Here is a 13,118-nt window from a genome sequence, read left to right on the forward strand (position 1 = left end):
ACATTCCTGCGACGTCACGGATCGGCCGATCCCGCGCGCCGCCGGCTCCCCGCCAGCGGCTTACGCCATACCTAAGGGATCGGCAGCGGATTGGGAGCCGAAATGGCGCGGGACATCGCCGAGATCGAAACGGACGGGCACCGACTCGCCCGAAGCACCGGACCTCTCGGCCGCTCCCGGCGGGAGGCGTGAGTCCCATCCGCACGCTCCGCTTCCTCCTCGGCGACCAGCTCACCCGCCGCATCGTCACCCTCACGGACCTCGACCCGGACCACGACGTGGTGCTGCTGGTCGAGGTCCGGGCGGAGGCGACCTACGTGCGCCACCACAAGCAGAAGATCGCCTTCCTGTTCTCGGCCATGCGGCATTTCGCGGCCGAGCTGGAGGCCGAGGGCGTGCGGGTGGATTACGTCCGCCTCGACGATCCCGCCAACACCGGCAGCTTCACCGGGGAGCTCATGCGCGCCATCGCCCGCCACGAGCCCGACCGGGTCGTGGTCACGGAGCCTGGCGAGTGGCGGGTCTGGGAGATGATGCAGGCCTGGCGCGACGATGCCGGAGTGCCGGTGCAGATCCGCGACGACAACCGCTTCCTCTGTCCCCGCGCCGATTTCGCCGCCTGGGCCGGGGACCGTCGGAGCCTGCGCATGGAGACGTTCTATCGCGGCATGCGCCGGCGCACCGGGCTGCTCATGGACGGGGGAGAGCCGACCGGCGGCCGTTGGAACTTCGACGCCGAGAACCGCAAGGGCCTGCCGAAAGGGCACGCGCTCCCCGAGCGGGTCGGCTTCCCGCCGGACGCCATCACCCGGGACGTCATCGCCCTCGTGGAGGCCGAGTTCGCCGACCATTTCGGCGCGACCGAGGCCTTCGCCTGGCCGGTGACCCGCGCCGACGCGCTCGCGGCCTTCCGGCACTTCCTCGCGGTCGGCCTGCCGCTCTTCGGCGACTACCAGGACGCCATGCGGACGGGGGCCCCGTTCCTGTACCACGCGCTCATTTCTCCGGCGCTGAATGCCGGGCTCCTCACGCCCGAGGAGGTCTGCCGGGCGGCGGAGCGGGCCTACCGCGAGGGGGCCGCCCCCCTCCACTGCGTCGAGGGCTTCATCCGGCAGATCCTGGGCTGGCGCGAATACGTGCGCGGGCTCTACTGGGCGCGGATGCCGGACTACGCGGGCTCGAACGCCCTGGAGGCCACCCGCGATCTGCCGTGGTTCTACTGGTCGGGCGAGACCGAGATGAACTGCCTGGCGCAGAGCATCGCCGACACGCGCGCGCATGCCTACGCCCACCACATCCAGCGCCTGATGGTGACGGGCAACTTCGCGCTGCTCGCCGGCATCGCGCCGGCCCAGGTGGAGGAATGGTACCTCGTCGTCTACGCCGATGCCTACGAATGGGTGGAACTGCCCAACGTCCACGGGATGGTGCTCTGGGCCGATGGCGGCGTGATGGGCTCGAAGCCCTACGCGGCCTCCGGCGCCTACATCAACCGCATGTCGGATTACTGCCGGGGTTGCGCCTACGACGTGGCGAAGCGGACCGGTCCCACGGCCTGCCCGTTCAACGCGCTCTACTGGAACTTCCTGATCACGCATGCGGACCGGCTCTCCGGCAATCCCCGCCTCGCGATGCCCTACCGGAACCTCGCGCGCCTCGACCCGAGCGTGCGGGCCGAAATCCAGGCGCGGGCGGCCCGCTTCCTCGACGGGCTCGCGGCGCCGAGCCCGCCGGTGCAGGGCGCCCTCGATCTCGCGCCGCCGCCGCCACGTCGCGCGCCCGGCCGGCGCAAGGCCCCTGGGGCTACCAAGGTCCCCAGGGCTACCAAGGCGTCCAGGCCGTGAGGCCCACATAGGCGGCGGTGTCCCGCCGGGCGCTGGCCATCTGCAGGCCGGCGGCGAGCCGCAGGTTGAACCGGCCGAGGGCGAAATCCGTCGCGTGCAGTCCGACATTCCATTTCGCGTAGCCGGTCTCGTCGCGGTAATGCGCGAGTTCGGGCCCGAGATAGGCGCCCCAGAACCGGTACCCCCAGGAGAGCCGGCCCCAGGCGCTCATGCGGGTGCTGCCGAGGATGAGCGTGGCCGTGAGCAGCGTGTCGTCGCTCGGCCGGGCCCAGACCTCGCCGTGGAGGCGCAGGCCGAAGCGGGCAGGGAGTGCCTGGACGCAGCCGCAACCCGACAGGACGTCCATCGTGCCCTCGGGCCCCGCATAGGCCGCGACCACCCCCCATTCCGGGAACCACTGGTATCCGAACACCACGGCGCCGACGATGCTGTCCCGGGTCAGCGCGCCCTCCCGCCGGCGCCCGGCGCCGAGGTTCGCGAGGGCGACGAAGCCTTGCCCGTCGACCCGGTCGAGCGCCACCTTCGCGCCACCGCTGACGAAGACCGAGGGGCTCGCCTCCAGGCTGCCGAACAGGAGCAGCGAGGCCGGGGACGTCGCCTCCGCGCCCGCGACGGCCACCGAGGCGACGAGCCAGCCGAGGCATCCCACGAGGCGCACCCACCGGAGCGGGCCGCGAAGACATCCTCCTCTGGGTCGCACGGTCCGCCCGGTCTCACAGCGACGCGAGGGACAATCTTCAACGGTCTGCGCGCGCAATCAACGCTGGGTTGAAAGACCGAATGCTTTTTCGATCGATCTCTCAACAGCCTTGCTCAAATAGACAGGCGACCGAGACCGATGCGATATCTCAGAGAATTCACTTTCGAGAATTTAAACTTGAGGTTGTCACTCCCGCGCGCTGTGTCATCGCGCACGCGGTGGATCGGACAGGTCGTCGGAAGCCCCGATTCGCCGTGCGGTCAGGGGCGTTCGCTTGGCGTTGTGGCCCAACTCGGCTACAGCCCGCCTCAGGACAGTCGCCAACGGCCGAGCTTTCTTGTCACCTGCTGCCAGAACTTCCGAGGTTCTCACCGTGCTCGCCGAGCAGGAGGGAGACCGCCTGACCGTCGGGGACATCGTCGCCGTCCTGAAGGATCGCGCCTTCGCGCTCCTCATCGTGATCCTCGGCTTGCCGAACTGCCTGCCGATGCCGCCGCCGATTCCCCTGGTCTGCGGCCTGCTGCTGCTGCTGGTTGCGGTTCAGATCACGGCCGGCATGGCGTCGCCCTGGCTGCCGCGCGCGCTCCTGCGGCGCTCCGTGGCCCGCAAGGACGTGGAGCGCGCCGCCGGACGCGCCGTGCCGCTGCTGCGCCGCCTCGAGCACTGGTCGCGTCCCCGCATGAGCCTGTTCGAGACCGGCCTCGGCATGCGCGGCGTCGGGCTGCTGCTGCTCACCCTGTCGCTGGCCCTGATCGTGGCCGCGCCCATCGTCGGCCAGATCCCCCTGGGGCTGGCGATCTGCCTCCTCGGTCTCGGCCTGGTGGAGCGCGACGGGATCGTGGTCCTGGGCGGCGTCGCCATCGGCGCCCTCGGCGTCCTGCTGAACGCCGGCTTCGTCTACGCGATCGTCTCGGGCATCATGGGCCTGTTCAACCTCTGAACGACCCCGCCTTGAGTTTCCTCGCCGCAGCCCCCGCGGTCGACGCCCGCCGGCCTCAGGCTTCGAGGTGGCGCCCGCGGAACAGGCGATAGACCAGGCCGCCGCGACGCCCGACCAGCATCGAGGCGAGGTAGAGGCCGCCGGCCGCCAGCACGATGGCGGGCCCAGTCGGCACGTCGGCCTGGTACGAGACGCTGAGGCCGATCACGCTCGACAGCATCGCGATCAGGACGGAGACCGGGATCATCCCCGACAGGTCGGCGGCCCAGAACCGCGCCGCGATGGCCGGGAGCAGCATCAGCCCCACGGCCAGCAGGGTGCCGAGTGCCTGGAAGCCGCCCACGAGGTTCATCACCACGAGGCCCAGGAAGGCGTAGTGCACCGGACCGCCGGCCCGGCTGACCGTGCGCAGGAACAGCGGGTCGACGCATTCCATGACCAGCGGCCGGTAGATCGCCGCCAGGCCGAACAGCGTCACGGTCGCGATGCCGCCGAGGAGCCAGAGCGCCGGATCGTCGAGGGCCAGCACGCTGCCGAACAGGATGTGCAGCAGGTCGATCTGCGATCCGCGCAGGGAGACCAGCAGGACGCCGCCCGCCAGCGAGATCAGGTAGAAGGCGGCGAGACTCGCATCCTCCTTGATGGCGGTGGAGCGGGTGACGAGCCCGGCCATCAGCGCCACGCACAGGCCCGCCGCGAGGCCGCCCAGCGTCATCGCGGGCAGCGACAGTCCTGCGACCAGGAAGCCGACCGCCGCCCCCGGCAGGATGGCGTGGCTCATGGCATCGCTCATCAGGCTCATGCGCCGCAGCATCAGGAACACGCCGACGGGCGGCGCCGAGAGCGAGAGGGCGAGGCAGCCGACCAGGGCCCGGCGCATGAAGCCGAACTCGATGAAGGGGCCGAACAGGAGGTCGATCAAGCGGCGTGTCCGTGGCCGCGCGCCGGATCGGGCGCGGCGGGCTTCGGGGGGCTCGCCGCCTTGGCCGGCGAAGGCCCGTGATGCCCCTCCCCATGCGCGTGATGCTCATGGGTATGGGCATGGGCATGAGAATGGTCGTGGTCCGGGCCGGTCGCCGGTTCCGCGTGGCGGCCGCAGATCGCCGCGTCCTCGTCCCAGGCCTCCGACAGGCTCTGGGCGCGGGCGAGGTTCTCGGCCGTGAGCACAGCCCCGGTGGCGCCCCAGGCCACCGCCTCGCGGGCGAGGAGCAGGGTCTGGGGGAAGTGACCGCGCACCTGCGCCAGGTCGTGCAGGGCGGCCACGATGGTGCGGCCCTGATCGTGCCAGGACCGGATGAGCGCCAGCAGATCGGCGGTGGTGCGCCCGTCGACGCCCGTGAAGGGCTCGTCGAGGAGCAGGATGCGGGCGTCCTGCACGATGAGGCGGGCGAACAGGGCGCGCTGGAACTGGCCCCCCGAGAGCGTGCCGATCAGCCGGTCCTCGAAGCCGCCGAGACCGACCTTGGCCAGCGCGTCCATCAGCATCGGCCGATGGGGCCGGGCGCTGCGCCAGGGGCCGAGCCGGTGCCAGAGGCCCATGGCCACGAGGTCGAGGACCCGCAGCGGAAAGCTGCGGTCGATCTCGGCGGCCTGCGGCAGGTAGGCGATGCTTCCCTTCGGAGCCGGCCGCTCGATCCGTCCCTCCAGGCAGGGGATCTCGCCGACGATGCCCTTGAGCAGCGTGGACTTGCCGGCGCCGTTCGGGCCCACCAGCGCGAGGAGGGCGCCCTGCGGAATCGTGCCGTCGAGGTGATGCACCGCCGGGTGCCGGTCATAGGCGAGGGTCAACCCCCGGAGCGCGATCGCCCCGTCGCGGTCGCAGCTCATCGGGACGCCCACAGGACAGCCGTCCAGAGCAGGACGGCCAGCCCCGCGGCCGCGGCGAAGCGCAGGGAGGCACCGGCCTGGAACAGGGAGGGACGCGGCTGAGCGGGGATGCGCGGGGTACGGGTCACGGTTGGATCATTTGCCCGAACGGAAGCGCCGGCCTATGTTGGCGGTGATACACTGTAACACTCGGGCAGTTCAACGGGCCGGGTTCGCGGGGCAGACACGATGCACGACCATGCGGCGACGCATGACCATGGTTGCGGCGGCGCGCAGGCGGCCATCGCCCGGGCCGAACGCCTGTGCCGCGAGCGCGACCTGCAGTTCACCCGCCTGCGCCGGGACGTGCTGACGGCGGTGGCGAGCCAGACCCGGCCGATGGGCGCCTACGACATCGCCGAGGCCCTGAGCGAGCCGGGCCGGCGGGTGGCGGCGGTCTCCGTCTACCGGGCCCTCGACTTCCTGACCGAGCATGGCCTCGTCCACCGCATCGCCAGCCGGAACGCCTTCGTCTCCTGCGGGCATTCCCACACGGACGGGGCGGGGCTCGTCTTCCTGATCTGCCGCAACTGCGGGACCATCGACGAGACGACGGCGCCGGAGGTCGAGGACCAGCTCGGACGGACCCTCGCCAAGGCCGGGTTTCGGCCGATCAGCCGCATCCTCGAGGTGGAGGGCGAGTGCGGCGCCTGCCTCGGGCAGGCCGGCGCCGAAGGTTGAGGCGGCGTCCGCCGCAGCCTCAGAACGCGTTCTTGTAGGCGCGCGGCGAGAACACGGTCATGAACATGATCCGGATGTCGAACCAGATCGACCAGTTGTCGATGTAGTGCAGGTCGTGCTGGACGCGGCGCTCCATGTCGAGGTCCGTCAGGGTCTCGCCGCGCAGGCCGTTGACCTGGGCCCAGCCGGTGATGCCCGGCATCACGTTGTGGCGGCGCGCGTAGAGGGCGATGCGGTTCTCGAAGCTGCGGTCGTGCGCGAGGGCGTGCGGGCGGGGGCCGACCAGGGACATCTCGCCGAGCACGACGTTGAGGAGCTGCGGCAACTCGTCGATGTTCGAGCGGCGCAGCATGGCGCCGATGGGCGTGATGCGGCTGTCGTTGCGGGTGGCCTGCTTGAAGACGGTCTCCTGCGCCACCTTCATGCTGCGGAACTTGTAGACGCCGAAGGGCTGCTGGTTGAAGCCGTAGCGCTTCTGCCGGAAGAACACCGGGCCGGGGCTGTCGAGCTTGATCAGCACGGCGACCGCGAGGAAGAGCGGGGCGAGCAGGACCAGCGCGACGAGGGCGAGGGTCAGGTCGAGGGTGCGCTTGAGGAAGAGTTCGCCGGCCTGGAGCGGGCGGCGCCCGATGTTGATGCCCGAGAGGCGGCCGACGCGGGCGAGCTTCAGGTCGGGGAAGCGGTCCATCACCGAGCCGGGGCGCAGGTGCAGGGCGGCCGGCACGCGCAGGAACGCGTCGATGCAGCGCTCGATGTCGGCGGCCTCGGACCAGGGCACCAGGATGAAGACGTCGTCGGGACGCAGGAAGCGCACCACCGAGACCGCCAGGTCGAGATCCTCCGACATCTGGGCCCGGCGCGAGGCTTCGTCCCCCATCGGGTCGATCCGGCGCAGGTAGCTGGTGCCGATGACGCGCAGACCCAGGGCCTCCGCGTCGTTGTGGGCGTAGAAACGGGCGATGTCCTCCTCGTAGCCGACGAGGTGGATGCGGTTGATGGAGGCCGAGGCCGGGGTCACGGCCCGGCGCACCACGCCGAGCGCCACGGTCCGCACGATGAGCAGGGCCGGCAGGCCCGAGACGAAGAACCCGAGGGAGACGAGGCGCGAGTAGTCCTGCGTGGTCTTGGTGGCGAAGCCGATCACCAGGGCGATGGCCCAGGCACCGACCCACACCGTCGCGGCCCGCTTGAGGTGCGGCCGGTCGGAGAGCAGCGTCTCGATGCTGTAATCCTCGCGCACGAGGTTGGTGAGCAGGACGAACAGGCCGACCAGGGCCGAGAGCTCGAAGCTGCCGCTGGTGCTCACCGCCGGGATATTCCCCTGCATCGAGACGTAATAGGCGAGATCGACCAGGGCGGCGACGCCCAGGATGGCGGCGAGATCGGCCAGGGCCGTCGCCACCGGGATGCCCGCGCGGAAGGCCGCGCGGCTGCGGCGCGGCATGAGGGCCGTCCAGACGTCGCGGCGTGACCGGGCGACCGGAAGCTTTTCGAAGACGTCGGGGATGCGATCTTGAAACATCTGGAGCGCCATGTCCCGTCCTGATGCGGAAACTGTCCCAAGTTGAACCAAACGACGGTTCGAACCTGATTTCTGAGGCTGAACCCGCAAAGCCCGGGCCCCAGTACGCCACGCATCAGAGCGGCTTCGCCGAACGAAACCGCGCGCCACCTTCCGTTGGATCCGATGCGCCCCTGGTCGGGCGCCATCCGAGTCCAAACACATCCGAGGTAAGTTGTTGTCGCCGTAGCACGCCGTAAGACGGCCCGTAGCGAACTGCAACGGAACGTTAACTGAACGAAACGGCTGTCCGCAGCAGGATTATCGGCGCCGTGCCAGATCTCACGTCCGGGCAGCGAACAGTCGGTCGGGTTCGCCCGGACCGACGGCTCACAGTCGTAACCTTCGCGGTCGCATTCAGGGGGGCTGATCGCGCGCGGCGCCCGCGGCATCGAGAGTGGACGCTCAGGGCCGCGAGGCCAGGTGCCGCTCGGCGTGCCCGGGCACCCTGCCGACCCTCTCGGATGGAGCCGCATCGGGTCTCGTGGCGAATCAGGCGACCGCCGAATCAGGTCGCGCGACGGTCTGGATCGTCTCGAATCCCTCGAATTGCGGGTGTCCCAGGTACAGGGGCTTCGTGGACGGCACGCGGCCATGTGCCTTGCGGAACTGCTCGGAGCGGGTCCAGGCCTCGAAATCGGCCTTGGACGACCAGATCGTGTGCGAGGCGTAGAGGACGTGATCCTCGTGCTCGGGCCCCTTGAGGAGATGGAATTCGACGAAGCCCGGCATCTCGCCGAGATGACTGTCGCGGCCGAGCCAGACCTGCTCGAAGTCTTCGGTCGCGTCCTTGACGACTTTGAATCGATTCATCGCGATATACATGATCCACCTGGGGTTTTTCGATGTTCCGGGACGTCCCGGATCACGCCCTGAACCTGGGGCGTGCGGGGGCAAAAGGCCATGTGGCGGGACGCATCGGCCACGTTCCGCCCTTCGCGCCGGCGTTCCGCTCGACGCCGCGGACAGCATTCGTGACGCCGTGTGCCCGCTCGCCGATCAAAATTCCATGGATGCCCGGGCAGCGGCAGGCTTGCCATCCGTGCCGGCTTTGTGGTCAAGCTGTCACAACGCATGACCGATGCTGACGCGGAGTAAAACATCGGGTGGCATTTGATGCGGGACAAGGATAGCTTCTGTCGGAATGCTCTATCGACGATCAAAGGCCTCGATCTCCCAACGAATGCACTTAAAGAATCCTGACGACGTTCGTACGAAAGCGCTCAGAGCCGATCGCCCTGGAGGCGGATCCGAGCTGAAGCGAGGCCTTTCCACAAGGACTGAACCGAGAGATGATGCCCAAGCAGACCACCGACGTTGATCGCCTCGTCGGATTGAGGATCACCGCCCTGCGCAAGGCGCGCGGACTGAGTCAGACGGCGCTCGGCACCGCCGTGGGCGTCACGTTCCAGCAGGTGCAGAAGTACGAGAAGGGCCAGAACCGTGTCGGCGCCGGACGCCTGCGCGAGATCGCCCGCCTGCTCGAGGTCCCGGTCTCGGCCTTCTTCGAGGAGGACGACATGGGCGGAACGCAATCCGACGTGTTCGGCTTCCTCAGCGCGCAGGGCGCCATCGAGTTGCTCCGCGCCTACGCGCTGATCGAGGACGACCAGCTCCGCCGGGACGTCCTCGCCATCGTGCGGACGGCCGCCAAGATGGGGAAGCAGGCGCCCGAGCCGGCTCCCGCTCCGACGCCGGCTCCGACGCCGGCGCCGGCCAGCTAGGCTCCGCCCGGGCGGCGGCGCGTTTCACCGCGCCGCCCCGATCCCCGGATCCTCAGCCGATCAGGTGGAAGAAGCTGCCGCTCGTCCGGCCCCGTCGATGCCCCGCGAGGCCGAGGGGAACGCCCTCGGCATCGGTGACGCTGGCGAGACCCGTCTCGTCCGTCGGGGCGGCGCTGCGCTCGCTCGCATAGTGGAATTCGTGTCCGACGAGGCGTGCGCCCGTTCCCCCGAGGGGGCCCTCTGCCAGGAGCGTGGCGACGCGGTAGCCGAGGTGCAGGCGGCGGGCCTTGTAGGAGGTCGCCACCGGCAGCAGGCCAGCCATGGCGTGCGTGACTCCCGCCGCATCCTCCAGGCTCTCGCCCAGCACCATGTAGCCGCCGCACTCGCCGTGCACCGGCCTGTCCTGCGCGAACGCCCGTAGGCCGTCGAGGAAGCGCCGGGCCTGGGCGAGGTGCCCGGCATGGAGCTCGGGGTAGCCGCCGGGCAGCCAGCAGGCATCACAATCGGCCGGGGGGGGCGCGTCGGCCAGGGGCGAGAAGGGGACGAGCTCGGCGCCCGCTGCCCGCCAGCCAGCCTCCATGTGCGGGTACAGGAACGAGAAGGCCGCATCCGACGCGATGGCGATGCGCTGGCCCGGCGGCCGGGGCAGAAGCCCAGCGCCCGGAGCGGGGGCCGCGCCCGCCGCCGCCGCCAGGATCGCGTCGAGGTCGAGCCCCGCCTCCGCGAGGTCCGCGAGCCGGTTCAGGCGATCTTCGAGGTCGTTGGTCTCGCGGGCCTGGACGAGGCCGAGATGGCGCTCGGGCAGGACGAGGCTCGCATCCCGCATCAGCGCCCCGAGGACGGGCATGCCGATGCGGTTCAGGCCCGTCTCCACGAGGCGGCGGTGGCGGGCGCTCGCGACCTTGTTGAGGATCACCCCGGCGATGCGGATGCGCGGATCGTAGGCCCGGCACCCGAGGGCGAGGGCGGCGGCCGACTGCGCGGCGCCCGAGACGTCGAGGACGAGGATCACCGGCCAGCCGTAGCGCGCGGCGATGTCGGCATTGGCGCCCGTGCGGCCCTCCGGCGCCACGATGCCGTCGAACAGCCCCATCGAGCCCTCGGCCACCACGAGGTCGGCGCCCGCGGCCGCGAGGGCCGCTACCGCGTCGAGCATCGGCTCCGGCATGGCGAAGCTGTCGAGGTTGAAGCTCGGATGGCCGGTGGCGGCCTGGTGGAAGGCCGGGTCGATGTAGTCCGGCCCGCACTTGGCGCCGCGCACGGCCAGCCCCCGGCGGGCCAGCGCCCGCATCAGCGCCAGGGTCACGGTGGTCTTGCCCGAGCTGGAGCGCGGGGCGGCGACGAGGAGGCCGGGCACGCTCACCGTCCCACTCCGTCCGTGCGTTCGCCCAGCACGGTCTCGCTCGTCGGCCGGAAGCGCCGGTCGTAATCGGGGGAATACAGCGCGCTTTCCCGGAACTCGGCCGGATCGAGGGCGGGGCCGACCAGGATCAGCGCCGTGCGCTCCAATCCGGCCTCGGCCACCTGGCCGGCGATCGTCGCCAGGGTTCCGGTGAGCACCCGCTCGTCGGGCCAAGTGGCGCGGAACACCACCGCGGCCGGGCAATCCGCGCCGTAGAACGGGGTCAGCTCGGAGACCACCGCGTCGATGACGTGGATCGACAGATGCAGGGCGAGGGTGGCCCCGGTGCTGGCGAAGGCCGCCAGGGTCTCGCGCTCCGGCATGGCGCTGGCGCGCCCCGAGGTGCGGGTGAGGACCACGGACTGGGCGAGGCCCGGCACGGTGAGCTCCCGCCGCAGCAGCGCGGCGGCGGCGGCGAAGGAGGGCACGCCCGGGGTCACCGTGAAGGGGATGCCGGCCTGGGTGAGGCGGCGGGTCTGCTCGGCGAGCGCGCTCCAGATCGAGAGGTCGCCCGAATGCAGGCGCGCCACGTCCTGGCCCGCCGCGTGGGCGGCGGCGCATTCGGCGACGATCGCGTCGAGGTCGAGGGGGGCGGTGTCGACGATGCGAGCGCCGGGCGGACACCAGCCCAGGATCTCGGGCGCCACGAGGGACCCGGCATGCAGGCAGACGGGGCAGCGCGCGATGAGGTCGCGGCCGCGGACGGTGATGAGGTCGGCGGCACCCGGGCCGGCGCCGATGAAGTGAACGGTCATGGCTCTTGGGTGACGGATTGTGCACGAAGCGCAAGGGCGCAGGTGGCCCCGGCGCTGGCGATTCGCCGCAGCAGCAGCGTCGCACCGGGCCCGGCGGCGGCGAGGGCTGCGGCCTCCGCCACTGAGCCGACCCGGCGCGAGGCCTCGATCCGCTGCGACCGGGTGGGCACGTCGGCGTCCACGGCGATCAGGGCCTCGGGCGGAACCGCGTCCAGGGGACAGCCCAGGGCCTCGCCGACCGCGCGGATCGCCGGCTCTCCGGCCCGGTCGGCGGCGGTGGCGAGGCGCGCGAGGCGGGTGCGCGGCAGGCCGGCCGCGTCGCAGGCCCGGTCCACGAGCGCCACGATCTCATCGGCCGGGGTCGCATGGCGGAACCCGATCCCGGCGACGAGGTCGCGTTCGGCCGGCCTCATGCCTTGACCCAGGCCCATTGCGTCACCGGCATCGCCCCGCGCCAGCCGTGCAGGTGCCCGACCGGATCGGCATGGGTCACCGTCAGGCGCTTCAGGCTGCCGCCGCGCTGCGCGAAGGCCGCGAGCAGCACGGCCTCACCCTCCAGGGTCACCACGTTGGCGACGAGGCGTCCGCCCGGGGGCAGGGCGGCGACGGCCGCCTCGAGGACCCCCGACGCGGTGACGCCGCCGCCGATGAAGACGGTGTCGGGCGCCGGCAGGCCGGCGAGCGCTCCGGGGGCGGAGCCCTCCACCACGCGCAGGTCCGGTACGCCGAGGCGGCCCGCGTTGCGGGCGATGCGGGCGGCCCGGGCCGGGTTGCCCTCGACGGCGATGGCCCTGAGGCTCGGATGGCGCAGCATCCACTCGATGGAGATCGAGCCCGCCCCGGCGCCGATGTCCCACAGAATCTGGCCGGCGCGTGGGCGCAGGGCCGCCAGCGTCACGGCCCGGATGTCGGCCTTGGTGAGCTGGCCGTCATTCTCGAACCAGGCATCGTCGAGGCCCGGGCTGAGGGTCACCACCTGCGCCGTCGGCGGACCGACGACCTCGATGCCGAGGGTGTTGAGCGGGTCGATCCCCGTGAGAGCGAAGCCCTCCGCCGTCGCGCTGCGGCGGCGCTCGCGCGGACCCCCCATGGCCTCCAGGACGGTGAGGCGGGACGCGCCGAGTCCGCGCTCGACCAAGAGCGCGGCGACCGCCCCCGGCGTGGTCTCGTCCCAGGTCAGGACGAGGAGGCGGGTGCCGGGCTGGAGGTGCGGGATTAGTCGGGGCAGCGCCCGGCCGTGCAGGGTGAGGCAGGCGGTCTCCGCCAGGGGCCAGCCGAGGCGGGCACCGGCGAGGCTGAAGGCGGAGGGCTGGGGGAAGACCCGCATCTCCTCCGCGGGCACGAGGCGGGCGATCTCGGCGCCGATGCCGTAATGGAACGGGTCGCCGGTCGCGAGGATGCAGGTGGGTGTCCCGCGCCGGGCGAGGAGGCCCGGATAGGCGTCCGCGATCGGGCTCGGCCAGGCTCGCGTCTCGGCGGCGAGCGGCGCGGCCAGCGCCAGGTGCCGGCGCCCGCCATAGACGAGGCGCGCGCCGTCGAGGGCCGCGCTCGCGGCGGGACTCAGGCCCGCGCGGCCGTCCTCGCCGATGCCCACGATGGTGAGCCAGGGCATGGACACCGCGTTAGCGCTCATCGAGAAGGACAC

At 71.4% G+C, this 13,118-nt stretch carries 14 protein-coding genes; 4 read left to right on the plus strand and 10 right to left on the minus strand.

Translation table 11 applies throughout. The features are described 5' to 3' along the window. Positions 1–188: 188 nt before the first annotated feature. Positions 189–1,844: a cryptochrome/photolyase family protein gene (locus tag MKK58_RS01640; RefSeq protein WP_313899261.1), complete on the plus strand. Its 1,656-nt coding sequence runs from the start codon at positions 189–191 to the stop codon at positions 1,842–1,844. Here the strand turns inward: MKK58_RS01640 and bcsS are convergent. Then, entirely contained in the window at positions 1,822–2,502 is a 681-nt protein-coding gene (gene bcsS / locus MKK58_RS01645) for a cellulose biosynthesis protein BcsS (protein ID WP_243910454.1), read from the minus strand. The genes MKK58_RS01640 and bcsS overlap by 23 nt on opposite strands. A gap of 379 nt (positions 2,503–2,881) precedes the next feature. Here bcsS and MKK58_RS01650 point away from each other — a divergent pair, with 379 nt between their 5' ends. Beyond that, complete coding sequence (locus MKK58_RS01650) at positions 2,882–3,484, plus strand: exopolysaccharide biosynthesis protein (RefSeq protein WP_279578178.1); 603 nt, start codon at positions 2,882–2,884, stop codon at positions 3,482–3,484. A 55-nt stretch (positions 3,485–3,539) separates the two neighbouring features. Here MKK58_RS01650 and MKK58_RS01655 read toward each other — a convergent pair whose 3' ends face one another. From MKK58_RS01655 to MKK58_RS26770, 3 genes are read right to left on the minus strand one after another with little or no spacing between them, the layout of a single operon-like run. After that, a complete protein-coding gene (locus MKK58_RS01655; RefSeq protein WP_243910513.1) occupies positions 3,540–4,364 on the minus strand; it encodes a metal ABC transporter permease in 825 nt (274 codons plus the stop codon). Positions 4,365–4,402: 38 nt separating this feature from the next. Further along, on the minus strand, positions 4,403–5,311 hold the full coding sequence (locus MKK58_RS01660; protein WP_243910456.1) for a metal ABC transporter ATP-binding protein: 909 nt from the start codon (positions 5,309–5,311) through the stop codon (positions 4,403–4,405). Beyond that, on the minus strand, positions 5,308–5,439 hold the full coding sequence (locus MKK58_RS26770) for a hypothetical protein (protein ID WP_279578179.1): 132 nt from the start codon (positions 5,437–5,439) through the stop codon (positions 5,308–5,310). Before MKK58_RS26770 ends, MKK58_RS01660 begins: the two co-directional genes overlap by 4 nt. Before the next feature lie 100 nt (positions 5,440–5,539). Here MKK58_RS26770 and MKK58_RS01665 point away from each other — a divergent pair, with 100 nt between their 5' ends. Then, entirely contained in the window at positions 5,540–6,031 is a 492-nt protein-coding gene (locus MKK58_RS01665; protein WP_243910457.1) for a Fur family transcriptional regulator, read from the plus strand. 19 nt (positions 6,032–6,050) lie between these two features. Here MKK58_RS01665 and MKK58_RS01670 read toward each other — a convergent pair whose 3' ends face one another. Continuing rightward, positions 6,051–7,553 carry an exopolysaccharide biosynthesis polyprenyl glycosylphosphotransferase gene (locus MKK58_RS01670; protein WP_243910514.1) on the minus strand — a complete coding sequence of 501 codons (1,503 nt, stop codon included), beginning with the start codon at positions 7,551–7,553 and terminating at the stop codon, positions 6,051–6,053. 531 nt (positions 7,554–8,084) lie between these two features. Beyond that, a complete protein-coding gene (locus MKK58_RS01675) occupies positions 8,085–8,417 on the minus strand; it encodes an antibiotic biosynthesis monooxygenase family protein (protein WP_238281838.1) in 333 nt (110 codons plus the stop codon). Positions 8,418–8,884: 467 nt separating this feature from the next. Between MKK58_RS01675 and MKK58_RS01680 the strand changes: the two genes are divergently transcribed. After that, positions 8,885–9,316 carry a helix-turn-helix domain-containing protein gene (locus tag MKK58_RS01680; RefSeq protein WP_243910458.1) on the plus strand — a complete coding sequence of 144 codons (432 nt, stop codon included), beginning with the start codon at positions 8,885–8,887 and terminating at the stop codon, positions 9,314–9,316. A 52-nt stretch (positions 9,317–9,368) separates the two neighbouring features. Here the strand turns inward: MKK58_RS01680 and MKK58_RS01685 are convergent, their stop codons facing one another. Genes MKK58_RS01685 through cbiE form a run of 4 tightly spaced genes read right to left on the minus strand, consistent with a single transcriptional unit; the run spans position 9,369 to position 13,106 of the window. Beyond that, positions 9,369–10,679, minus strand: coding sequence for a cobyrinate a,c-diamide synthase (locus MKK58_RS01685; protein ID WP_243910459.1), 1,311 nt, complete (start codon positions 10,677–10,679; stop codon positions 9,369–9,371). After that, entirely contained in the window at positions 10,676–11,473 is a 798-nt protein-coding gene (gene cobM / locus MKK58_RS01690; protein ID WP_243910460.1) for a precorrin-4 C(11)-methyltransferase, read from the minus strand. The genes MKK58_RS01685 and cobM overlap by 4 nt, the downstream gene beginning before the upstream one ends. Beyond that, the gene (locus MKK58_RS01695) at positions 11,470–11,904 is read right to left on the minus strand and encodes a cobalamin biosynthesis protein (RefSeq protein ID WP_243910461.1); all 435 of its coding nucleotides are present in this window, start codon (positions 11,902–11,904) and stop codon (positions 11,470–11,472) included. Before MKK58_RS01695 ends, cobM begins: the two co-directional genes overlap by 4 nt. Further along, a complete protein-coding gene (gene cbiE / locus MKK58_RS01700; protein ID WP_243910515.1) occupies positions 11,883–13,106 on the minus strand; it encodes a precorrin-6y C5,15-methyltransferase (decarboxylating) subunit CbiE in 1,224 nt (407 codons plus the stop codon). Before cbiE ends, MKK58_RS01695 begins: the two co-directional genes overlap by 22 nt. Between the last annotated feature and the right edge of the window lie 12 nt (positions 13,107–13,118).

The organism is Methylobacterium sp. J-078, assembly GCF_022829285.1.
Classification (GTDB): Bacteria; Pseudomonadota; Alphaproteobacteria; order Rhizobiales; family Beijerinckiaceae; genus Methylobacterium.

Excerpts from the sequence above, each read along its gene's own strand:
- MKK58_RS01660 (WP_243910456.1), bottom strand. The coding sequence starts at position 5,311 with ATGAGCTGCGACCGCGACGGGGCGATCGCGCTCCGGGGGTTGACCCTC.
- MKK58_RS01695 (WP_243910461.1), bottom strand. The coding sequence starts at position 11,904 with ATGGGCCTGGGTCAAGGCATGAGGCCGGCCGAACGCGACCTCGTCGCC.
- MKK58_RS01670 (WP_243910514.1), bottom strand. The coding sequence starts at position 7,553 with ATGTTTCAAGATCGCATCCCCGACGTCTTCGAAAAGCTTCCGGTCGCC.
- cbiE (WP_243910515.1), bottom strand. The coding sequence starts at position 13,106 with ATGAGCGCTAACGCGGTGTCCATGCCCTGGCTCACCATCGTGGGCATC.
- cobM (WP_243910460.1), bottom strand. The coding sequence starts at position 11,473 with ATGACCGTTCACTTCATCGGCGCCGGCCCGGGTGCCGCCGACCTCATC.
- MKK58_RS01665 (WP_243910457.1), top strand. The coding sequence starts at position 5,540 with ATGCACGACCATGCGGCGACGCATGACCATGGTTGCGGCGGCGCGCAG.
- MKK58_RS01675 (WP_238281838.1), bottom strand. The coding sequence starts at position 8,417 with ATGTATATCGCGATGAATCGATTCAAAGTCGTCAAGGACGCGACCGAA.
- MKK58_RS01655 (WP_243910513.1), bottom strand. The coding sequence starts at position 4,364 with ATGCGCCGGGCCCTGGTCGGCTGCCTCGCCCTCTCGCTCTCGGCGCCG.
- MKK58_RS01680 (WP_243910458.1), top strand. The coding sequence starts at position 8,885 with ATGATGCCCAAGCAGACCACCGACGTTGATCGCCTCGTCGGATTGAGG.